The 20,102-nt window shown below is 38.5% G+C and carries 12 protein-coding genes; 5 read left to right on the top strand and 7 right to left on the bottom strand.

The window, feature by feature from the left end; translation table 11 throughout:
- Positions 1-47: 47 nt before the first annotated feature.
- The 7 genes from B045_RS14205 to B045_RS0103230 form a co-directional block, all read right to left on the bottom strand.
- Positions 48-1,670: a tetratricopeptide repeat protein gene (locus B045_RS14205; RefSeq protein ID WP_018462842.1), complete on the bottom strand. Its 1,623-nt coding sequence runs from the start codon at positions 1,668-1,670 to the stop codon at positions 48-50.
- 10 nt (positions 1,671-1,680) lie between these two features.
- Positions 1,681-2,082 carry an energy transducer TonB gene (locus tag B045_RS0103255; protein ID WP_025882792.1) on the bottom strand — a complete coding sequence of 134 codons (402 nt, stop codon included), beginning with the start codon at positions 2,080-2,082 and terminating at the stop codon, positions 1,681-1,683.
- A 201-nt stretch (positions 2,083-2,283) separates the two neighbouring features.
- Positions 2,284-4,389 (bottom strand): glycoside hydrolase family 3 C-terminal domain-containing protein, encoded by a 2,106-nt coding sequence (locus B045_RS0103250; protein WP_018462840.1) that lies wholly within the window; start codon positions 4,387-4,389, stop codon positions 2,284-2,286.
- Positions 4,390-4,536: 147 nt separating this feature from the next.
- On the bottom strand, positions 4,537-5,871 hold the full coding sequence (locus tag B045_RS0103245; RefSeq protein WP_018462839.1) for a DUF5121 domain-containing protein: 1,335 nt from the start codon (positions 5,869-5,871) through the stop codon (positions 4,537-4,539).
- Between the two features lie 12 nt (positions 5,872-5,883).
- Entirely contained in the window at positions 5,884-7,398 is a 1,515-nt protein-coding gene (locus tag B045_RS0103240; protein ID WP_026234317.1) for a glycoside hydrolase family 30 protein, read from the bottom strand.
- 11 nt (positions 7,399-7,409) lie between these two features.
- Positions 7,410-8,927 carry a RagB/SusD family nutrient uptake outer membrane protein gene (locus tag B045_RS0103235; protein WP_018462837.1) on the bottom strand — a complete coding sequence of 506 codons (1,518 nt, stop codon included), beginning with the start codon at positions 8,925-8,927 and terminating at the stop codon, positions 7,410-7,412.
- A gap of 13 nt (positions 8,928-8,940) precedes the next feature.
- On the bottom strand, positions 8,941-11,919 hold the full coding sequence (locus B045_RS0103230; RefSeq protein ID WP_018462836.1) for a SusC/RagA family TonB-linked outer membrane protein: 2,979 nt from the start codon (positions 11,917-11,919) through the stop codon (positions 8,941-8,943).
- Positions 11,920-12,218: 299 nt separating this feature from the next.
- On the opposite strand from B045_RS0103230, the gene B045_RS15585 reads away from it, so the two are divergent.
- From B045_RS15585 to B045_RS0103200, 5 genes are all read left to right on the top strand, one after another.
- On the top strand, positions 12,219-13,871 hold the full coding sequence (locus B045_RS15585; protein WP_018462835.1) for a DUF6377 domain-containing protein: 1,653 nt from the start codon (positions 12,219-12,221) through the stop codon (positions 13,869-13,871).
- A gap of 102 nt (positions 13,872-13,973) precedes the next feature.
- Positions 13,974-14,624 (top strand): HAD family hydrolase, encoded by a 651-nt coding sequence (locus tag B045_RS0103215; RefSeq protein WP_018462834.1) that lies wholly within the window; start codon positions 13,974-13,976, stop codon positions 14,622-14,624.
- A gap of 17 nt (positions 14,625-14,641) precedes the next feature.
- Complete coding sequence (locus B045_RS0103210) at positions 14,642-17,182, top strand: zinc-dependent metalloprotease (RefSeq protein WP_018462833.1); 2,541 nt, start codon at positions 14,642-14,644, stop codon at positions 17,180-17,182.
- Between the two features lie 185 nt (positions 17,183-17,367).
- A complete protein-coding gene (locus B045_RS0103205) occupies positions 17,368-19,455 on the top strand; it encodes a TonB-dependent receptor plug domain-containing protein (RefSeq protein WP_018462832.1) in 2,088 nt (695 codons plus the stop codon).
- Complete coding sequence (locus B045_RS0103200; protein WP_025882790.1) at positions 19,455-20,102, top strand: YiiX/YebB-like N1pC/P60 family cysteine hydrolase; 648 nt, start codon at positions 19,455-19,457, stop codon at positions 20,100-20,102. The genes B045_RS0103205 and B045_RS0103200 overlap by 1 nt, the downstream gene beginning before the upstream one ends.

Below are 20,102 nucleotides of genomic sequence, written 5' to 3'. Positions count from 1 at the left end.
GGCGTAATATCCTACTTCGCTTCTGTATTTTCCCAACATAATCTATATTATCTTAATTTTGGGTGCCTTCCCTGCGTTTTTTGCAATTCGTGTATACGATGATCAAAGTCACGAGCTCCACCGTTTTCGCTAAACATTTTTTGCATAAGTCGCTGACGCATATTTGTCACATTTTGAGCACTAACATCCATTAACACAGATATCTCACTAGGAATAAATCTCAGTCGAATAAGCATAACAACATGTTGCTCACGATCAGAAAGTTCAGGATTATTGCTTAGTAGTATAGCCATATTTTTATCACGTTCTGAAATAAGTTGGGTTAGCTGCTGCCAATTAACTTCATTTGCGCACTGTCCTCTTGAGGCTAATCTATGCAACGATATAACGGCCTCAGCATTAAGCAACATATTCTCTATACTCAACTTCTCTGGGGCCTCTTTGTCTTCCTGATATTTCACTATCTTATTTTTTAACTCTTCGAGATTGCATTTTGCATTATTATAGTCTTCAAGATAGCCAAGATAACGGGCATTGATATCACTAAGCCTACGCCTAACAATCTTCATTTTATGATGATAGTATAAGTAAGATAATATCAAAAGCAACAATGTGCCTATTATTATATACAGCAAAGTTATTGTGCGGATATATGTTTCGTGCTGCATTTCTTGCTGTGCAAGACGCATCTGAAAAGCAGACAACTCATCACTGTCTACATGTGGCATCTGTTTATATACAGAATAAAATTGCTTATACAGTTCCATTTTGTTTGGATTCAGTTTTATCAATAATGCTAGAGAAGCCTCGCGTATAGGAAGTGAACCAGAGTTTGCAGCGTCCACCAAATGCGCATTAGCTTGTTTACTATTACCCATCATAAAATAGACTTTACCCATAATATACAACGCCTTATACGAAAAATCATAGATCTCGCCTTCACAAAGATAACTTAATGCCTTATTAAGTTTACCAGCTCGCATATACATGTCTCCGATATTAACATTTATATCAGCCTTGGTATAATTATCCAACTTAGCAAGAAGCGGCTTAATATGTCTGATGCAAAACATGAAACTATCTCTTCGGCCACATCTGTCATAAGCTTCTGCCATATAATTATAACTTTGGGCTATCAATGTAGGATTTTCACCGAATTCATCGGCATAATGGCTTGCCACTTTAAGTCTTTCCAGAGACATTCTGTAACAACCAGCATCCAGATTAATTAGGCCCAATAATAACTCCACCTTGCACCCATAATATTTATCATCAGTCGGCAATAACTTTTCTGCCATGAGAGCATCAGCTACAGCACTTGAATATTGTCCGTTCTTATACCTATTTATGCTACGGCAAAGATAAGCACGACCAAGTAGCACATTATCCTGCTTGGTCTTATAATAATCCACAATTTTATTAATTGCTGAATCTGAAGCATAAGAAACTGTCTTGTTTAATATTGTCTCGGTATAAATAAGATTATTATAAACAGAGTCATTAGGTGTAAGTACGTCGTTAAAATCATCAAGCATATTAAAAGCTGAATCAGGTGATATGCGCTGAAGACTATCTAAAGCAATAAGTTTAGGGTTACGGGTATGCCTTTCATCAGCACATCCCGCAACCATAAGAGAGAGAATTATTATGAATATTAGTGGTTTCCTCATATAATAGTGTCTAATTCAACTTGAAATATACTGGTAAATTGAATTTCACACGTACCGGATTCCCTTTTATCAAACCAGGTTTCCATTTAGGCATTTCCTTCACAACCCTTATAGCCTCGCTATCAAGTAATGGATGTGACCCCTTTGTTACACTTACATTGGATATTGATCCATCCTCCTCAACAACAAATCCGATAACACTTCGACCTTCTATTTTACTCTTTTGAGCTTGAACCGGATATCTCACATTTGCGCAAAGGTACTCCATCAGTTTAGCTGTTCCACCTGGGTATTCAGGCATAACTTCTACCATTTCATAAACTTTTCCAGAATTATCGTCGGCTTTATTCTGTGCACTGGCAGTAGTAAATGATGTTATAACCAGCATTATAGCAAAAAATAATCTTTTCATAATCATAAATTGTTTGTTTAGTTATCATTATTTTTGTTTGTCATGACACTGCAAAAGTAGAATTTCGTACTGACTAATCCAAATAAATTGCTACACAAGATTACACAACGTTCAAAAAAGTTGAAATTAAACAAAAAAAGCTGCACCATATATAATGATGCAGCTAAAAAACAATCTGATACTCTAACCTAATAACAGATTTTACCTCAAAACAAAACCTATTTCGCGAATAATATTGTCTGATGAATTTCCAATCAGCGCTTTGAAAGCTCCTGATTCTGAAACCCATTCTGATTTATTATCATCATAATAACTAAGCGATGAATTATCTATAGTTATTGAAACATCCTTTGACTCTCCTGGATTCAACGATACTTTTGCAAAGCCTTTAAGTTCCTTATACGGACGTGGCAATGATGACTTTACATCATTTATATATAACTGTACAACCTCTGAACCTTCACGCTTTCCAGTATTCTTTACATTAACAGTGAATGTAATCTTTCCATCACGTGTCATCTCTTGCTTGTCTGCACGAAGATTAGTAATCTTGAAAGATGTATAGCTCAATCCATGTCCAAAAGCAAACAATGGCTTTGTCATGAATTTATCTACGCCTCTATAACCTACATAAAGGCCTTCTTTATATTCCTCATCAATTATCTTATGATCGGCACGCCATTTCCCTGGATATGAATTAAGTCTATGAGCAGGTACATCATTAAGAGATGCAGCCCAAGTAAAAGGCAATTTTCCTGAAGGATTTGCTTTGCCTGTTATAATATCTGCAAGCACTTCACCTGATTCAGAACCAACAAACCATCCTTGCAATATGGTATTAACCTTATTCTTCCAAGGCATTGCAACTGCATTTCCTGATATATTCACGAATACAAGCCTTTTGTTAGCCTTTGCAAGTGCCTCGACAAGTTTATCCTGTCCATAAGGCAAGCCATACTCCTTTCGGTCGTGACCTTCGCAATCCTGATAATCGCTCTTATTCAAGCCACCGAATAATATTACGTAATCAGCTTTACGAGCCTTTGCTACGGCGTCTTCAATGAGCTTAGTTGCAGAGCGCTTATCATTAAGATCTTGACCAGTTGTTACACCATTATAAGAACCTGTTACATCACCAACATAGCCACGTTCATAATCCACTTTGATATTGTGGCATGAAAGAGCCTCTCGCAAGCCCTGCAAAGGAGAAATCTCTTTTTGAGCCTTTAATGAAGATGAGCCTCCACCAACGGTCATCATCTTTATAGCATTCTCTCCCACTACAAGGATATTATGTGTCGAAAGAGTGTCAACTGGCAACACATTTTTATCATTCTTCAAAAGTACAACACCTTCATCGCCAATTTTTCTTGCAGCAGCATAATGAGCTTCAGAACACAGAAAACCGTTAGGACGGTTACGATTCATTGTCGTACGATAATATAACCTCAATACTCTGCGCACCTTGTCGTTAAGTTCTTTTTCAGAATACTTGCCTTCACGAATACCCATAAGATATGGATAAGCCATATAATAGTTTTCATAGGCATTCTTTGTTCCTGCACGCAATCCGTCAGTACCAGTTCCAAATTCCATATCAAGACCATTCATTACAGCCTCATCTGTATTATGAGTTCCGCCCCAGTCAGAAACAACTACGCCATCAAACTTCCAATCATGTTTCAGAATTTTATTCAATAAAATCTCGTTATGACAGTTGTGCTGATTATGATAAAGATTATAAGCACCCATAATGCCCCATGCTCCACCTTCGGTGACAGCTGCTTTAAAAGCCGGAAGGTATATTTCATGAAGAGTACGATCATCCACAATAACATTCACTTGATGACGATTCTCCTCATCATTGTTAAGGGCATAGTGTTTCACGCATGCAGCAACGCCCATATTTTGCAATCCACGGATATACGGCACAACCATACGTGAAGACAGATATGGGTCCTCACCAAGATACTCAAAGTTTCTTCCCCCCAGCGGTGTACGATATATATTCACACCAGGACCTAGAATCATATCTTTTCCGCGATACAAAGCCTCTTCTCCGAGACTATGCCCATATAGATTAGCTAAAGATGGATTCCATGTAGCTGCAAGGCATGTAAGAGCAGGGAAAGCAACGCAAGAATCATTTGTCTGTCCAGCTTGTTCCCATTCATCCCAAAGTACATCAGGGCGAACTCCATGAGGACCGTCATCTGTCCAGAAATCAGAAAATCCAAGTCGCTTCACTCCTGCAGCAGAGAACTTGCTTTGAGCATGAATAACCGCTATCTTCTCGTTTAGAGTCATACGGGATAACGCATCTTCGACACGCATTTCCAAGGGTTTAGACTCATCCAGATATACTGGCTTCTGCGCTTTTAAGCCCAGAGCCAGTAATACCGATATTGATAATATAATCGTTCTTTTCACTTATATAATAATTTGGTTTATAATCTACTTCTTTGTTACAGTCAATACAGCAGCATTAACACCCTTAGTGCAATCTACATTAAACACATATGTTTCACCATCATGTATAGACACCCCATCATTTAGACGAATATTGCCATCACTTTGATTAACCCTAAACCAAGGATTGGATGTTGAAATTGCATAATCGCCTGCGGCCTTGAACTCAATACCCCAACCGGGTTGACCAAAGAACTTAAAGTTAACGTCGCTGCCAGCTTTCAACTGTTTTCCTACTGTTAAGGTCAACTGATAAATCTTTGGAGCAATTGGCGACATACATAGTGAATAATCAGTACCAGTCCACCAACCTTGTGCTTGTGTGAAATCGGGCTTACCGAATATTGCATCACCAAGAATCCAAATAGCGCCAGTTCCATCAGGATTCATCGTTGCGGGATTACTTCCATTCATTGCATAAATACTGAAACCTTTGCGGTCAAAAGCAGCTTTGATATTATACGTTCCGGTAAGGGCATTAAACGTATACGTTCCATCAGAATTCTTGGTAAAGAAGTCGGTATCATAGAACCAACTATCTAAAGCAAGAGCATTATCACCAATAAAACTATACAGTTTACCTTGAGTAAGTACACCTGTATAAACATTCTGTTTATCAGCGTTTATGAATTCCAAAGGTTGAATAGGCAGTTTTTCAAAAGGACTAAACGTATAATCACGGGTGTTGAATGTCACATTTACATCTCCTAAATTTACTGTTTGAAAACCAATAAGTCCATTTGTTCCTAACTTCACTCCACCATCAGCAGATCCAAACACGAACTTTCCATCAGCCGTTTCAAAATGTCCCTTAAAAGCGTTTACGCTTGCAAGAACAGTTGTAGAATAAGTAAAATCAGCACCTTCAACCATATCGTATATCACTTTATCAGAAGTGATAAAATGCATTCCTACAAGATGAGGTCTGGTAACGTCTAAATTCACATTTTCAACTGTTGACTTTGTTGTTACATTCTGTAATGTAAGGCGAACAACAGCTTTTCCATTTGGAATATATTGAAGATAAGGCACAAATAAACGAACTTTATATTCACCTTCTTTTGCCGTACGAATAGTGGTGTGTTCAACTACCTCGTCACTAAAGCACACTTCAGCCTTAAGCGTAGACAGAGCTTGTCCTTCAGTATCGCTGCAGTTTACTACAACATCAATAGAATCTCCCATCATGGCACTAGTAGGAACAGAAGCCTTTATAACAGGATTTCCTGATGCTACAATATTATCATAGTCATTATCATGACATGATGATAAAAACGGCAACAGCAATAAAGCTGCTGATAGATATTTAATTAATTTCATATTGACACGTATTTATTTCCATGAACATGACACAACTCCCTGTGCCGGAACTACCGCTTTGAAGTTTTCACCTCCGTCACTAATAGTTGCAGTAATATCGCTATCTCCTGAATTGAGCACAACCAATGCTTTGCTTCCATCAGGATTAAGGAATGCTGAATAGATTATATCTTTATCAGATACGCTACGTGAAGCTGTGCCGATACGGACAGCGCCAGGACGTACGACAGATGACATTTGTGAGATCACATAATAATGAGAATTATATTTCACTGTAGTATAGTTGTTATATATGTCAACTGCACCATAACATGTCTGGCAACCTCCATCAAGGTTAGGTCCCATCTTTTCGTCAAGCATAAGGTTCCACACAAGTACAGCCTTGCACCATTGATTTACAGTTCCAAGGGTTATATTCTTCATATCTTCTACAAGACGTTTTGAAAGATTGCGTCCGTCATTCCACGTACCGATACTACTTTCTGAGAAAATCAAATCTTTGTCTGTAGCCTTGTTATGAACATTTGTAAGTTCTGTGTTTGAACCTCCATAATCATGGAAGGCTGCACCTACGACAAGTTCGGAACCATCATAATTCTGTCCTAAAGCATTATATACTTTTATTGGATAATTTTGCTGATCTCCGCCGTTGTCATAATTATAGTTATGATCGTAAACGTATATCTTTGTATTGATATTATTCTGCTTGAATGCAGAAGCTAGTTCTTTCACGAACGCAGCCTCTTCTTCCCAAGGCATATAAAGAGATGCACAGTTGGCACGATTAAGAGGTTCGTTTTGCGGACTTACAGCATAAATGCTTATACCATTATCTTTCATTGCATTGACAAACTTCACGAAATACTGTGCATAATCCTTACGGAAGTCTGGATTAAGATGTCCGTCTGTCCATGAATCAAAAGCAGCCTTAGTATTAATATCAGATACTTTCATCCATTTAGGACAAGTCCATGGTGACGCAATAATCTTTAGATTTGGGTTTATTGCAAGTATCTCTTTAAGGACAGGTATCACATAAGATGTTTCATCCTTATGAAGTGCAAAGTTCTCTAGTCCCTTTGTTTCACACAAAGAATATTCTGTGCTTGAGAAATCATTGCATCCTATAGATATACGAGCATAGCTCACACCATATCCTTCACTTGTGGAATAAGTTTGTTTGAGGAATTTCTCACGAGAAGCGGCATCCATCTTCATCAGATTATAACATGTGGAATATGTAATGGCGAAACCAAATCCATCCATAGATTGATAAGTCTTTGTTGGATCAACCTGAATTGTAGTAGGCGCCATGTTTACTGTTGAAGCCACCTGACTGTATGTCTTCTTTAGTGTCGCGCTGCCATTTGCAGTTGTTGTATAGAGCGTAGCCAGATTTCCTGACAGATTTTCTTCTACCACATTAGGATTAGGAGTGTTATCTATAGTTTCCATGTTGCCACACGCTGACAAGGAAATAAGCAACGCACTTGCCATTGATAATATCATAGTTCTATTATTTTTCATTGTTGTAAATATTAATAACCAGGGTTCTGTTGTAGATTCGTATTCTCGTCAAGAGCACTTTGAGGTATTGGCAAAAGATAAGAGTTGGCATCATATTGCTTTCTCTGTAACAAACGTCCTGAGTCACGGTTGTTTAGACCATTCAAATATTCCTCAACCTTATTATTTCTACACAGGTCATACCATCTTTCTCCCTCAAGGGCAAGTTCAAGACGGCGTTCATGCAGCACAGCCTCAATCATAGCTTCCTTTGTAGCTGTTTTATCGGCTGTAAGGTTTGGTAGTTTTGCCCTGTTACGAATTAAGTTCACAAGATCAGCACTCTTCGTATTGTCTCCCTTATATGCATAAGCTTCCGCTTCAAGAAGTATAATATCGGCAAGCCTCAACTTATATTGATTGTTGTAGCCTGAACGATATTTATACATAAACGGATATCTACTTGCTGGATAATAGTTACTCCATTTACATGCATAGTAAACTATTGTTTGATTCATACGCGTAGTATCATTCTCGCTCTCAAAATCTTTTATCAAGTCACGTGACGGAGTTATCCATTTAGCCCAAGAGAAGTAATAATCATAATTCTCAAGACTACGACCATACATCCAGCTCTCCCAGTTTGCATTACCAGTTGTCCAATGTACTTCAAGAATACCTTCACTGGTATTACGTTTCACGCAGTCTTTTTTATCTGCATCATATCCCCAGAGTGTAGAAAAATCAGGTTCAAGTGCCATACCTGCAACACCGCGCACTTTATCAGCATATTCTATCACCTTTGAATAGTCTTGTACAGGCTTTTCTGCATATACCTTTGCAAACATTGCCTGAGCTACGACCTTACTCAACACTGTTCTGTCGGCAGAATTAAAATCCGGAGCATATTGTTCTGCATCACTTAGGTCGCTGATTATTTGCTGATAACACTCCTTGTCGGTAGAGCGTGGAGGGAAATATGTTGGATAAACTTCTCCTACATTTTCGGCAGTAATCGTCTTTGCTACTTTAGTTATTATTGGGAATGATCCCCACAAACGTGCCATATTAAACATCACCAAAGCACGAAACAGTTCTCCTTCTGCCTTCCACTGATGATATTCATTATCACTTACCAATCCTTTTGTCTTAAGTTCTTCAAGTCCATTGATAAGCACATTTGCCTTAGCAACATCTTCAAGATAGCGTGACCAGTCACGTCCCAGCACAGAGTTACTGGCATCTATAGAGTTTGTTTCATAAGGTTCAACCTCCGCACCGGTAGTACCTGCATACGCATTATCGGTATGACTGTCGCCTACAAGCAGATAATCAAGATGCCAATGTTCCTGACGATTTTTAAGGAGTTCATACAAATTGGTACGCTGATCTATTGCAGCTTGACGATCTTTGAGTACCGCAGTCGCTGTATCAGACGACGTCCCCTGTGTCAACTCTGTTGGCGTAGAAATCGGATCATAATCTAATGAACAAGCTGTCAAAGATAATGCCGAAACACCTATTATTATTGATTTATATATTGATTTCATATTGGTGCACTATTTAGAATTCTAGTTTAAGTCCTACGACAAATGATTTACTCATTGGATAGGTTCCCCAGTCTATACCCTGTACAGATCCACTGTTTCCATATTGATTTACCTCAGGGTCATTACCTGAATAATTTGTGAAAGTAATCAAATTAGTTGCAGAGATATAAGGTTGCAGACGAGAGATACCAAACTTTGAGATGATATACTTTGGCACATCGTATGACAATGAGATATCCTTTACACGAAGATAGCTTCCATCTTCAATGAAATATGTAGAATTAAACATCTGGAACTTTGCTTTTGGCACACTAGTAATCTGTCCAGGTACGCGCCATCTTTCCAGTACCTTTGTTGTCTGATTCTTACCATCATACATTCCTTCAGTTTCCATTCTTGACACATTATAGATGTCATTTCCATAAGATCCCTGTAAAAGAACACTTAGGTTAAATCCTTTATACGATAATGTGTTTGTCATACCAAAAGTAAAGTCTGGATTAGGATCACCGATATCAGTACGGTCGCTTGCTGAGATTACACCATCGTGGTTTACATCGCGATATTTAAGTTCACCAGTTTCTGGATTCACACCGTCTGAGATATATCCCCAGAATGTACCTAGAGGTTTACCTGGCATATTACGTACCACAGGCTGATTCACATAATCTGTAGTGTTTGCAGAGTAATAAACCTGAGTAAGCATAAGCTTCTTGAGTTTATTTCGGTTAAATGAAATATTAAAATCTGTATTCCACTTTAATTTGCCTACAAGATTCTTTGAACTTACACTGAACTCAAAACCCTTATTTTCTATTTCTCCGCCATTATACCGCAGGTCACGTGCAGCTGCACTTCCTGCTGGCAAAGTAATTGTCATAAGCATGTCTTTAGTAAGTTTATAATAGTAGTCAGCATAGAATGTCAGACGACCACCAAGCACTGTAAGATCAAGACCAATATCTGTCTGGTTTGTAGTTTCCCATGTCAGCTCTGGATTTGACAGAGTTGTCTGTGATCGTGTAGGTAGAGCATTTGCATCATATCCTTCACCAAACCATTGAATACGGTTTATACTATATTCAGCAAGATAGCTGTAATCTCCGAGTCCACTTTGATTACCAGTCTGTCCCCAGCCACCACGAAGTTTCAAATCATCAATCCATTTAATGTTCTTCATAAACTTCTCATTAGAGATTCTCCATGCTCCAGAGAAAGAAGGGAATACTCCCCATCTGTGTCCTGGTGCAAGTTTTGAACTTCCGTCGGCACGCATATTAGCTGTGAACATATAAGTATCACCCCAATTGTACTGTAAACGTGCAAAATAAGATAGTATAGCCCATTCAGAAGCACTGGTTCCTGTTCCTGTCCAAGATATCTTGTTTGCAGCATTAAGGGTCTTTATATCTGAGTCGGCATAATTGCTTCCACTGATGTAACTATGACTATATTTACTCTGAGTGTAAGAACTACCAGCCATGGCATCAAAATGATGTTTACCAAACTGTTTATTCCAATTCAGCACATTATCCCAAACAAATACGGTTGTAGAATATCTTTCATCATATCCTGTTCCATAAGTATCACGTCCATACTGTATTTCATGAGGATCAAGGAAATTAAAAGTATTTCCATTTTCACGATCAAAGGTTAGCGTACTTGTGAAGTTAAGTTCCTTAATAGGAGTAACAGTTATTTTTCCTGTTGCTAGCATCTTGTCATAGCGGCTCTTATCATCTTTTGAACGTGCAAGATTCTCTGAAGGACTAGTGATATTAACGCCATAGAAATTATTATAATACTGTCCTGGATGATCTGGATCCCATACAGGAGCATAAGTAGGTGTGTTTACTATAGCCGGAATTACACCACCACGATTAGCGCCAGCACCTGTTGTTATATCTGTTCCAAGATATGTATAATCTGAATAAGCAATGTTTCCATTAAATTTCAACCAACTTTTGATTTCATTTTCTACTGAAGCTCTGAAATTATAACGTTTAAAATTAGACATTTTCAACACACCGTTCTCTCCGACGTAGCCTCCGGAAACATAATATCTCAATTTATCATTACCATTTGTTACAGACAACTGATAATCTTGCACATTACCCGTGCGATATACCTCGTTAGCCCAATCTGTATGATCAGTTAATCCATCAGGAAGTTTGACAGTTCCAATATCATTCATCAAATCTTTATATTCCCATGTATTCAGTACCTTATCATGATCACAAACTTTATTCCATGCATAGTGGGCATTAAATGAAATCTTAGCTACACCATTTTTTCCCTGTTTGGTATTGATAATGATAACACCGTTAGCAGCACGGCTTCCATATATAGCTGCACTTGATGCATCTTTCAATACCTGCATATCTGCGATATCATCAGCAGAAAGGAAATCAATACTTGTCAATGGAACACCATCAACAACATATAAAGGAGAGTTTGAACCGTTTAAAGAAGTAGTTCCACGAACACGTACCGTTGGACTTGCTCCTGGTTGACCGCTAGCCTGACTTATCTGCAATCCAGCAGCTTTACCCTGCATTCCTTCTGCGGCTGACACGATTGGACGTGTATCCAAATCTTCTGTAGAAACAGTAGAAACAGCGGTTGTCACATCTTTACGTTTCACAGATCCATAACCAATAGCGACAACTTCTTCAAGAAGATTTGTCTCATCTTCAAGCACGATCTTCATTCCTTGAGTTGCCTTAACACTTTTTGTCTTATATCCAACATAGGAAATATCAAACACAGCATTCTTTCCTACTTGAATAGAAAACTTGCCATCAACATCGGTAACAACACCATTTGTTGTACCATGTTCCTTTACTGTGGCACCAATGACAGGCTCATTCTGTTTATCGATTACTTCGCCTGATATACTCACTTTTTGTGAAAAAGCCGATACAGACAAAAGCAACACGAAGAACAGAATTGATAATCTTTTCATCGTTAATAAATTGTTGTTTGCTTTCATTACTTAAACTAAAGTTAATAATAATTGTTTAGATTCAAGGCAAGTATCTCACTTGTCGATGGCAAAGTTAGCTTCTTTTTAAATATATAGACATGGCGCAAAGCATAAAATGTGGACTTTTACTTTATTATTAAAAATACAAAATATTGATATTCAGATATTTAGATAAAAAATCAGCAACGTTTTGATATAGATTTTATCCGTGATTATATAGAGGTTATTACATGAAATAAAACTTATTAATTTTTATTTTATCATTTTTATATCTATCTTTGCCCTTAAATATTAAATCAAAACTCATGAAATACAGATTAATACAAACGCTAATACTGTTATCTATTTCTTTATGCACACAAGCACAAAGAATAAACCTAGATTCTTTATATGATTGTCTTGACAAAGAGATCACAAAATCAGAGAAGTATATAAATCAGAGAGAGCAACGTATTGACGAAATCAAAGCTAAACTCGCAAGGACTTCCGCAATGTTGGACCGTCATCGACTTTCATGGAATCTTTTTAAGGAGTATCAGGCATATATGAATGACTCTGCTATTCATTATCTTAACTATTGTATAGATATAGCATCAAAAAACAAACAATCTAAATTGCTTGTAAACGATTATATAGCCCTCACTCATCAATACGCAGCAACAGGCTTTTACAATGAAGCTTTAGAATATCTTAAATATATAAATGGCAATAAACTGAAAGGACAACAACTTATTGACTACTATGCTTGCTGCAACCACTTGTATGGTGAAATGGGATGTTATTCCAAAGATTCAAAACTTAAAGATCGTTGTTTTAGACTATCTGGCATTTTTCGTGATTCACTATACAAAAAGGCTTCTCCAAACTCAAACATATATCTATGGCGCAAGGTATCAGAACTCACTACAGACAATAAATACAGTGAAGCTATGAAAGAGTGCGACAAGTGGATGAGACAAGTAAAGCCGAATACCCACGACTATGCCAATATGGCTTTCTTCAGGTCAGAGATCTATAAAGGAATGCATAATATCGAACTCTGCAAATATTGGTTAGCAGTATCTGCTATTTGCGACATTCGAAATGCAGTTATGGACCAGGCCTCATTATGGAGCCTAGCAAATATGCTGAGCAGAGAGGGTAACTTGGAACGTTCAAATAGATATGTAGAATATTCTTGGAACTGTACACAGAGATATAATACACATCTACGAAGTTGGCTTATATCTCCAGTATTGGGAGTGATAAGCGACACATACAAGACTAATCTCAGAAAAGCCAACTATCAGCTTAAAAGCCTTATTGTTGCGGTGAGTCTCCTTTCCGTATTTTTATTGGCTTCATATATATATGTATGTCACAAGAAAAGACAACTTTCAAGAGCAAGAAACGAACTAAAGACCATAAACAGGAAACTAGAGAGTCTAAACTCCAAACTAAGCGGAAAGAATGAAGAACTATCATCATTAAACACTAAGCTCAGCGAGACTAATCGACTGAAAGATGAGTACATCGGAAAATTTTTAAGTGCATGTTCTGAATATATCGATAAAATCGACAATTATAGAATAAAGATAAACCGTAAAATAAAGGCTAACCAGATGTCTGATTTGATGAAGATGACAAGTTCTGACCAACTAAAGCAAGATGAGATAAAAGAACTTTTCGACAATTTCGACTCCGTGTTTCTTAACATTTTTCCTAATTTCGTTACCGACTTCAATCTTCTTCTTCAGCCACAGAATCGCATAACTCCACCATCAAAAACGCAACTTACAACAGACTTGCGCATATTTGCTTTAATAAGGTTGGGTATAGAAGAAAGCTCACGAATTGCCGAATTCCTACGCTATTCGCCAAACTCAATATATAACTACAGAGCAAGAATAAAGAACAAGGCACTGTGCAACAGAGATGAGTTTGAACAGAAAGTAAAAGAAATTGGTATGGATATGTGACAATATCTTATTTTACATTATAATGCTTGTTTTACAATTATTTATACTACCTTCGCAACAAACTATCATTAGTATTTCAACATTAATTTATAAAAACGCAACGTGAACAAAAGTATTAAAACCGTAATTCTTGATTTTGATGGTACTCTTGGTGACTCATACAACATCATAACCAAGACTATGATGCAGACTATTGCAGAGTTAGGACTTGAATATCGCTCACCAGAGGAATGTGCAAAAACAATTGGGCTTCCTTTAACAGAATGTTTCACAAGCATCATCCCTATGACCGATGAAATGGGGCAAAAGTGTACAGAGATATACCGTCGTATATTTAACGAGAACAATATTCCAGGAGCAGTAACGCCATTTCCAGGAGTTATAGAAACTCTTAAGAAATTACACGAAAAGGGGCACACCATTACGATTGCAAGTAGCAGAAGCCACCATTCTTTGGAAAATTTCGTAAAAGAACTTGAATTAGAAGAGTATATCACGTACGTACTAGGTGCTGACGATACTAAAAAAGCTAAACCAGATCCAGAACCTGTATTAAAGACTCTTAGTCATCTTGGTGAAGACTCTACCAGAACAATTGTTGTTGGTGACACCAAGTTTGATATATTAATGGGCAGAAATGCAGGAACATTTACCTGCGGTGTAACCTACGGTAATGGAAGCAGAAAGGAGCTCTTAGATGCCGGAGCCGATTATATCATTGACGATTTCAGAGATTTGATTGAATATATTTAAATAAAATAACAAGTAATATGAACATTAAGGCAAAATTAGCAATCAGCATCTGCACATTCATACTTAGTACTAGTGGGTATGCAGCTAATACTGTAATGGCTGACTCAACAAAGCAGGATGTCCATACTCAGTCACAAGATGACAATAAGGACCTGAAGAAAAAGAAAAAAGATGATGGAAAGAAGCCTGAAAAGAAAAATGAATATGATGAACTCATAAAGAAAGGCGGAACTGTTAAGAAAGGTCTGTTTACTGTCAGACACATTGAAGATAAATGGTATTTTGAAGTACCTGACTCTATTATAGGAAGATATCTGCTTGCTGTAACAAGACTTACAGCAGTACCTCAAGGATTGGGCAAATTCAGCGGTGAGGAAGTCAACGAGAATACTCTTTACTTTGAAAAAAGAGACGACGCTACTCTACTTTTAAGAGCTTACGTACTTAGTCAGTTCGCAGGAGAAGATACAAACATATCAAAAACTCTCAAGGCCTCAACAACCGATCCTATCGTGGCTTCGTTTAAGATTATTGGCAAGAACAAGGATAAGCACATGTATCTTATTGATGTGACAAATTTATTCCTTAAAGACAATGATGTCGTAAGTATTCCAAAAAACAACTCACGTACTTATGGTGTAAGCGGATTACAGAGTGACCGTACGTTTATAGATACCATGAAGGTATTTCCTATAAATGTAGAAATTGCATCTACACGCACTTACTCTGCTGCAACGGGAGGTATTGACTCTAGCAGTGAAGAAGCTTCTGTACGCAAGGCGTTTCCTCCAGCTTCGTTCACAGGAAGTGTGACGATAGGATTAAACACCAGTATCGTACTTCTGCCTAGTGAACCGATGCGCAAACGTTTATGGGATGAAAGAGTTGGATATTTCACTACTCGTATCACTTATTTTGATGACAATCAGCACAAGACTGACCGTGAGCAGATTGTTGCTCGCTACAACCTTGTGCCAAAAGACAAGAAAGCTTATGCTAAAGGGAAACTTGTTGAACCTGTTAAGCAAATTGTATATTATATAGACCCTGCAACGCCAAAGAAATGGGTACCGTATCTCATACAAGGCATCGACGATTGGAATGTTGCATTCGAAGCTGCAGGCTTCAAAAATGCCATTGTAGCAAAGGAATGGCCCAAAGACAAAGATATGAGTGTAGACGATGCTCGTTTCTGCGTACTGAGATATCTTCCTGCAGAAATAGAGAACGCATACGGTCCACATATCATTGACCCACGAAGCGGAGAAATCATCGAGAGCCACATCTGTTGGTATCACAACGTGATGAATCTTCTCACGAAGTGGTATATGACACAATGCGGTCCGCTCGACAAGCGCGCTCAGACAATGCATTTCGACGATGAACTGATGGGACAGCTCATACGCTTTGTATCAAGTCATGAAGTAGGACACACTCTCGGTTTACGCCACAATATGGGAGCTAGCAATGCCACTCCTGTAGAGAACCTCCGTAATAAGGCTTGGGTTGAAGCTCATGGCCACACAGCATCTATCATGGACTATGCACGATTCAACTATGTAGCACAGCCAGAAGACAACATTTCGCCAAAGGGACTCTTTCCACGTATCAACGACTACGACAAGTGGGCGATAAAATGGGGATATCAATACCGTCCTGATTTTAAGGATGAGATAGATGAGAAAAAGGGATTAATGACGGAAACGACTGAAGTTCTTAAAAATAATCCTCGTCTATGGTTTGCAGGTGAAGGACGTGATGAAGATCCTCGCTCACAATCTGAAGATCTTGGCGACGACAACGTGAAAGCCAGCGAATATGGTATCAAAAACCTTAAGCGAGTAATGGCAAACTTACCTAAGTGGACTCATCAGGACAATTATCAGTATGAAGACCTTGGGGAAATGTATGAGAGCGTACGTGACCAATTCCGTCGCTATATGAACCATGTGATGAAGAATCTTGGTGGACATTATCTTAACAACCTTCCGGGAAAAGCTCCAGTAGAGATTGCTCCCGCATCAAAGGAATTGGAAGTCCTCGATTATCTTGACCGTCAGATTTTTAACGCTCCAATGTGGCTTTATCCAGAAAACATCGTTAGCAAGACCGGCACAAACGTAGCGAAAGATATTAAGGACCGACAGGATAAACTAATAACAATAGCACTCTCTGCGAGAATACTGAATATTATATATGATGATTCATTCTCATCAAAGGATGCGCTACAACTGGATACATATCTTAACAAGTTGTTTTCTACTGTATGGAAACCTATCAACAACGAAAACAACATCAAGAACAATGCACGCCGTTCACTGCAACGAAGCTATATAGACTGTATTAATTCATTGCTGAATCCTGACGAAAAGACTCGAAAAAGCGATAACGCCTACTACAACAGCGACGCTATCCTATATGCATCTCAGAATCTTGACAAGGTTGATACTTATGTTAGGTTACAAGCAGCAAAAGCTATTGGCATAAACAAGATACACTACAACGATATTCAGAGACAGATAAAACTCATCAGAGAGCGACAAACAAATATAAAGTAATATGTGTTTTGTTGCCATTCATGTAATGGTAAACTATATATTACGGCGTGATTTCAAAATATGAAATCACGCCGTAATCATTTGTCGCAATAAAGCTGTTATTTGTCATTTTTATTTCTTTTTATCAGTTTTTTATTACCTTTGCACTCGCCTTGCAACAAAGCAAGGTGAATAAGATACAATTAATGTACAAAACAATTTTCAACAAGCGCAGTAGCTTTAAGTTTACTCATTTCAGTAACAAGGGCTACTCACTCTTCTCTTGCTTGGGCAAGGAGGTTATTGTTGGCACACTTAGCGTGGCTTCGCTCACTAATGCGAGAGCCAACGGCTTAAGCACTGATGTTGCCAAGATCGACACCTCTTTCTACAAAAACGGCAAGGAAGTTGTGCTCGATGAGGTGAATGTCACCGGGTCGAGAGCTCCGCTGACCAGAAGCCAGCAGACGAGAATGGTAACTGTACTGAGCCGCGAAGATATTCAGGCGGCTCCTGTACAAAGTGTTAACGATTTGCTTAAATACGCTGTTGGCGTAGACGTAAGACAAAGGGGACCGATTGGTGCCCAGACTGATATCAGCTTACGTGGTGGCAACGACGAGCAAATCACAATCCTCCTTAACGGCATCAATATCTGCGATCCGCAGACAGGACACAATGCCTTTGATTTCCCAGTTGACATAAGTGAAATCGAGCGTATTGAAATCCTTGAAGGTCCGGCAGCACGTGTCTACGGCACTTCTTCTCTACTTGGTGCAATCAACATTGTTACAAAGACTCCTTCTCTGAGCAGCCTTTCCGCACATGTGGAAGGTGGAAGCTATGGGTATTCTTCAGCAGGAACTAGAGCTAACATTGCTAAGGGGAACTGGAACAATTCATTTTCTGCCAACTATACCCGCAGTGATGGCTACACCCGTAGTAAGAAAGGAAACCTTAACACCGACTTTGATGGTTTGAAGGCTTTTTATCAGGGTAACTACAATGATAATGATATTGTGGTGAAATGGCATGCAGGAATGAGTACAAAGGGATTTGGATCAAACACTTTCTACAGCGCGTATTCTGATGAACAATACGAACGTATCCTAAAGACTTATACAGCCATACAGGCAGAAAACAGATACGGTAAAATTCACATGCGACCTTCAATTTATTGGAATCGCACCATGGATAAATGGGAACTATTCCGTGACAACGCAGATGCATACCCATTTAACTATCACCGCACAGATGTTTATGGGGTTAACCTTAACGGTTATTTTGACTGGACTGCTGGACGCACAGCCATTGGTGCAGAACTCAGAAACGAAGACATCGTTAGTACTAACCTTGGTGAACTCCTCGCTGAGCCTCGCCACATCCATGGCACTGATATTGACTATACACATGGACTAAACAGAACTAACATTCAGTTTGTTATTGAACATAACATCCTATTGAAACGCTTTACGCTCTCTGCCGGACTTGTAGCAGTGAAGAATTCATGGGCTGAAATGAACATGAAGGTATATCCTAGCATTGACGCAAGTTATAACGTCACCAACAATTGGAAGGTTTATGCCAGCTACAACACTTCATTACGTATGCCTTCGTTCACAGACTTATACTACAATTCAAAGGGTTACAATGCCAACAAGGAACTGAAACCTGAGGAACTTGCAGCCACAGAGATTGGCGTGAAATACCATTCTCAGAATGTAAACGCCAGTGTAAGCGGATACTATAACCACATGAAAAACCTTATCGACTGGATTGTAGACAAGAATGCAGACACTCAGACTCTCACCACTACTAATTTCGGAGTGATAAACTCTGTCGGAGTTGAAGCGAACATGGACTTCGACCTACTCAAGCTTATCACTGAACAAAGAATATTCAAGAAGTTGAATATCGCTTATGCATACGCTCATCAGGACCAAAAGAAATACGAAGGCATCGTGAGTCAATATGTATTGGAATATCTTCGGAATAAATTTGTGGCAAACTTACAGATGAATATCTGGAAGCAGTTGAATCTAGGAATAAACTATCGTCTTCAGAATCGTAACGGTTCTTATGTAGTAAGCCAAAATCCTACAACTAAGGAATACACCTATGCTAAGTATGGCACTTATGGGATTGTAGATGCGCGCTTGTCATGGGATATGCCTAAATACAGTTTATACATAAATGGCAACAATCTTTTCAGCAAAGGCTACCGTGATTTTGGCAATCTAAAGCAACCGGGCTGCTGGATTATGGCTGGAGCCAGCATCAATATGAATATATAATGAGAAGAATTCTTATAATTTCCCTGCTCACCTTAATGGTGACGCAGGGATTTTCACAGATAACATTACGCCACATCACAAACACTTCGCTGCTAAGAGATGGAGACTTAATGTTTTGTGTTAGCGGGAAGCCTAGTGCCATAACTGATGTCACACATGGCATCGATGAAATGGACATAAATCACGTGGCAATATTCCATAAAGATAAAAAAGGTTCTTATGCCATCGAAGCCATCCACAAGGGTGTGTGCATGAATCCTATCAACAGTTTCATCAACGCCAACAAAGGTAATGATGGTAATCAGCAGATTGTTATAGGTAGAATAAATAGCGATTCCATCGATATTTCTAAGAGCATTAAAAATACACTTAAATATATCGGCAGACCATACGACTTTTATTTTGAACCTGGCGACAGCGCAATCTATTGCAGCGAACTCGTACAGATATCATTTGTAGACCACAATGGTAGATTATTATTTCACACAATACCGATGAGTTTCCATAATAAAAGCGGTGAAATCACTACTTTTTGGAAAGATTACTACTCTAAAGCGGGTATGACTGTACCAGAAGGTGCTCCGGGAAGTAATCCCGGCGAGCTATCAAGGGAAAAGATAATAAAAATGCTCTATATTATAATGTAG

This window comes from Segatella paludivivens DSM 17968 = JCM 13650, assembly GCF_000373185.1.
Taxonomy (GTDB): domain Bacteria; phylum Bacteroidota; class Bacteroidia; order Bacteroidales; family Bacteroidaceae; genus Prevotella; species Prevotella paludivivens.
Note: the sequence above shows the minus strand (reverse complement) of the source record. Positions and strands in the feature narration are given on the sequence as shown.

Excerpts from the sequence above, each read along its gene's own strand:
- B045_RS14205 (WP_018462842.1), bottom strand. The coding sequence starts at position 1,670 with ATGAGGAAACCACTAATATTCATAATAATTCTCTCTCTTATGGTTGCG.
- B045_RS0103235 (WP_018462837.1), bottom strand. The coding sequence starts at position 8,927 with ATGAAATCAATATATAAATCAATAATAATAGGTGTTTCGGCATTATCT.
- B045_RS0103210 (WP_018462833.1), top strand. The coding sequence starts at position 14,642 with ATGAACATTAAGGCAAAATTAGCAATCAGCATCTGCACATTCATACTT.
- B045_RS0103255 (WP_025882792.1), bottom strand. The coding sequence starts at position 2,082 with ATGAAAAGATTATTTTTTGCTATAATGCTGGTTATAACATCATTTACT.
- B045_RS0103230 (WP_018462836.1), bottom strand. The coding sequence starts at position 11,919 with ATGAAAGCAAACAACAATTTATTAACGATGAAAAGATTATCAATTCTG.
- B045_RS0103240 (WP_026234317.1), bottom strand. The coding sequence starts at position 7,398 with ATGAAAAATAATAGAACTATGATATTATCAATGGCAAGTGCGTTGCTT.
- B045_RS15585 (WP_018462835.1), top strand. The coding sequence starts at position 12,219 with ATGAAATACAGATTAATACAAACGCTAATACTGTTATCTATTTCTTTA.
- B045_RS0103250 (WP_018462840.1), bottom strand. The coding sequence starts at position 4,389 with ATGACTCTAAACGAGAAGATAGCGGTTATTCATGCTCAAAGCAAGTTC.
- B045_RS0103200 (WP_025882790.1), top strand. The coding sequence starts at position 19,455 with ATGAGAAGAATTCTTATAATTTCCCTGCTCACCTTAATGGTGACGCAG.
- B045_RS0103205 (WP_018462832.1), top strand. The coding sequence starts at position 17,368 with ATGTACAAAACAATTTTCAACAAGCGCAGTAGCTTTAAGTTTACTCAT.
- B045_RS0103245 (WP_018462839.1), bottom strand. The coding sequence starts at position 5,871 with ATGAAATTAATTAAATATCTATCAGCAGCTTTATTGCTGTTGCCGTTT.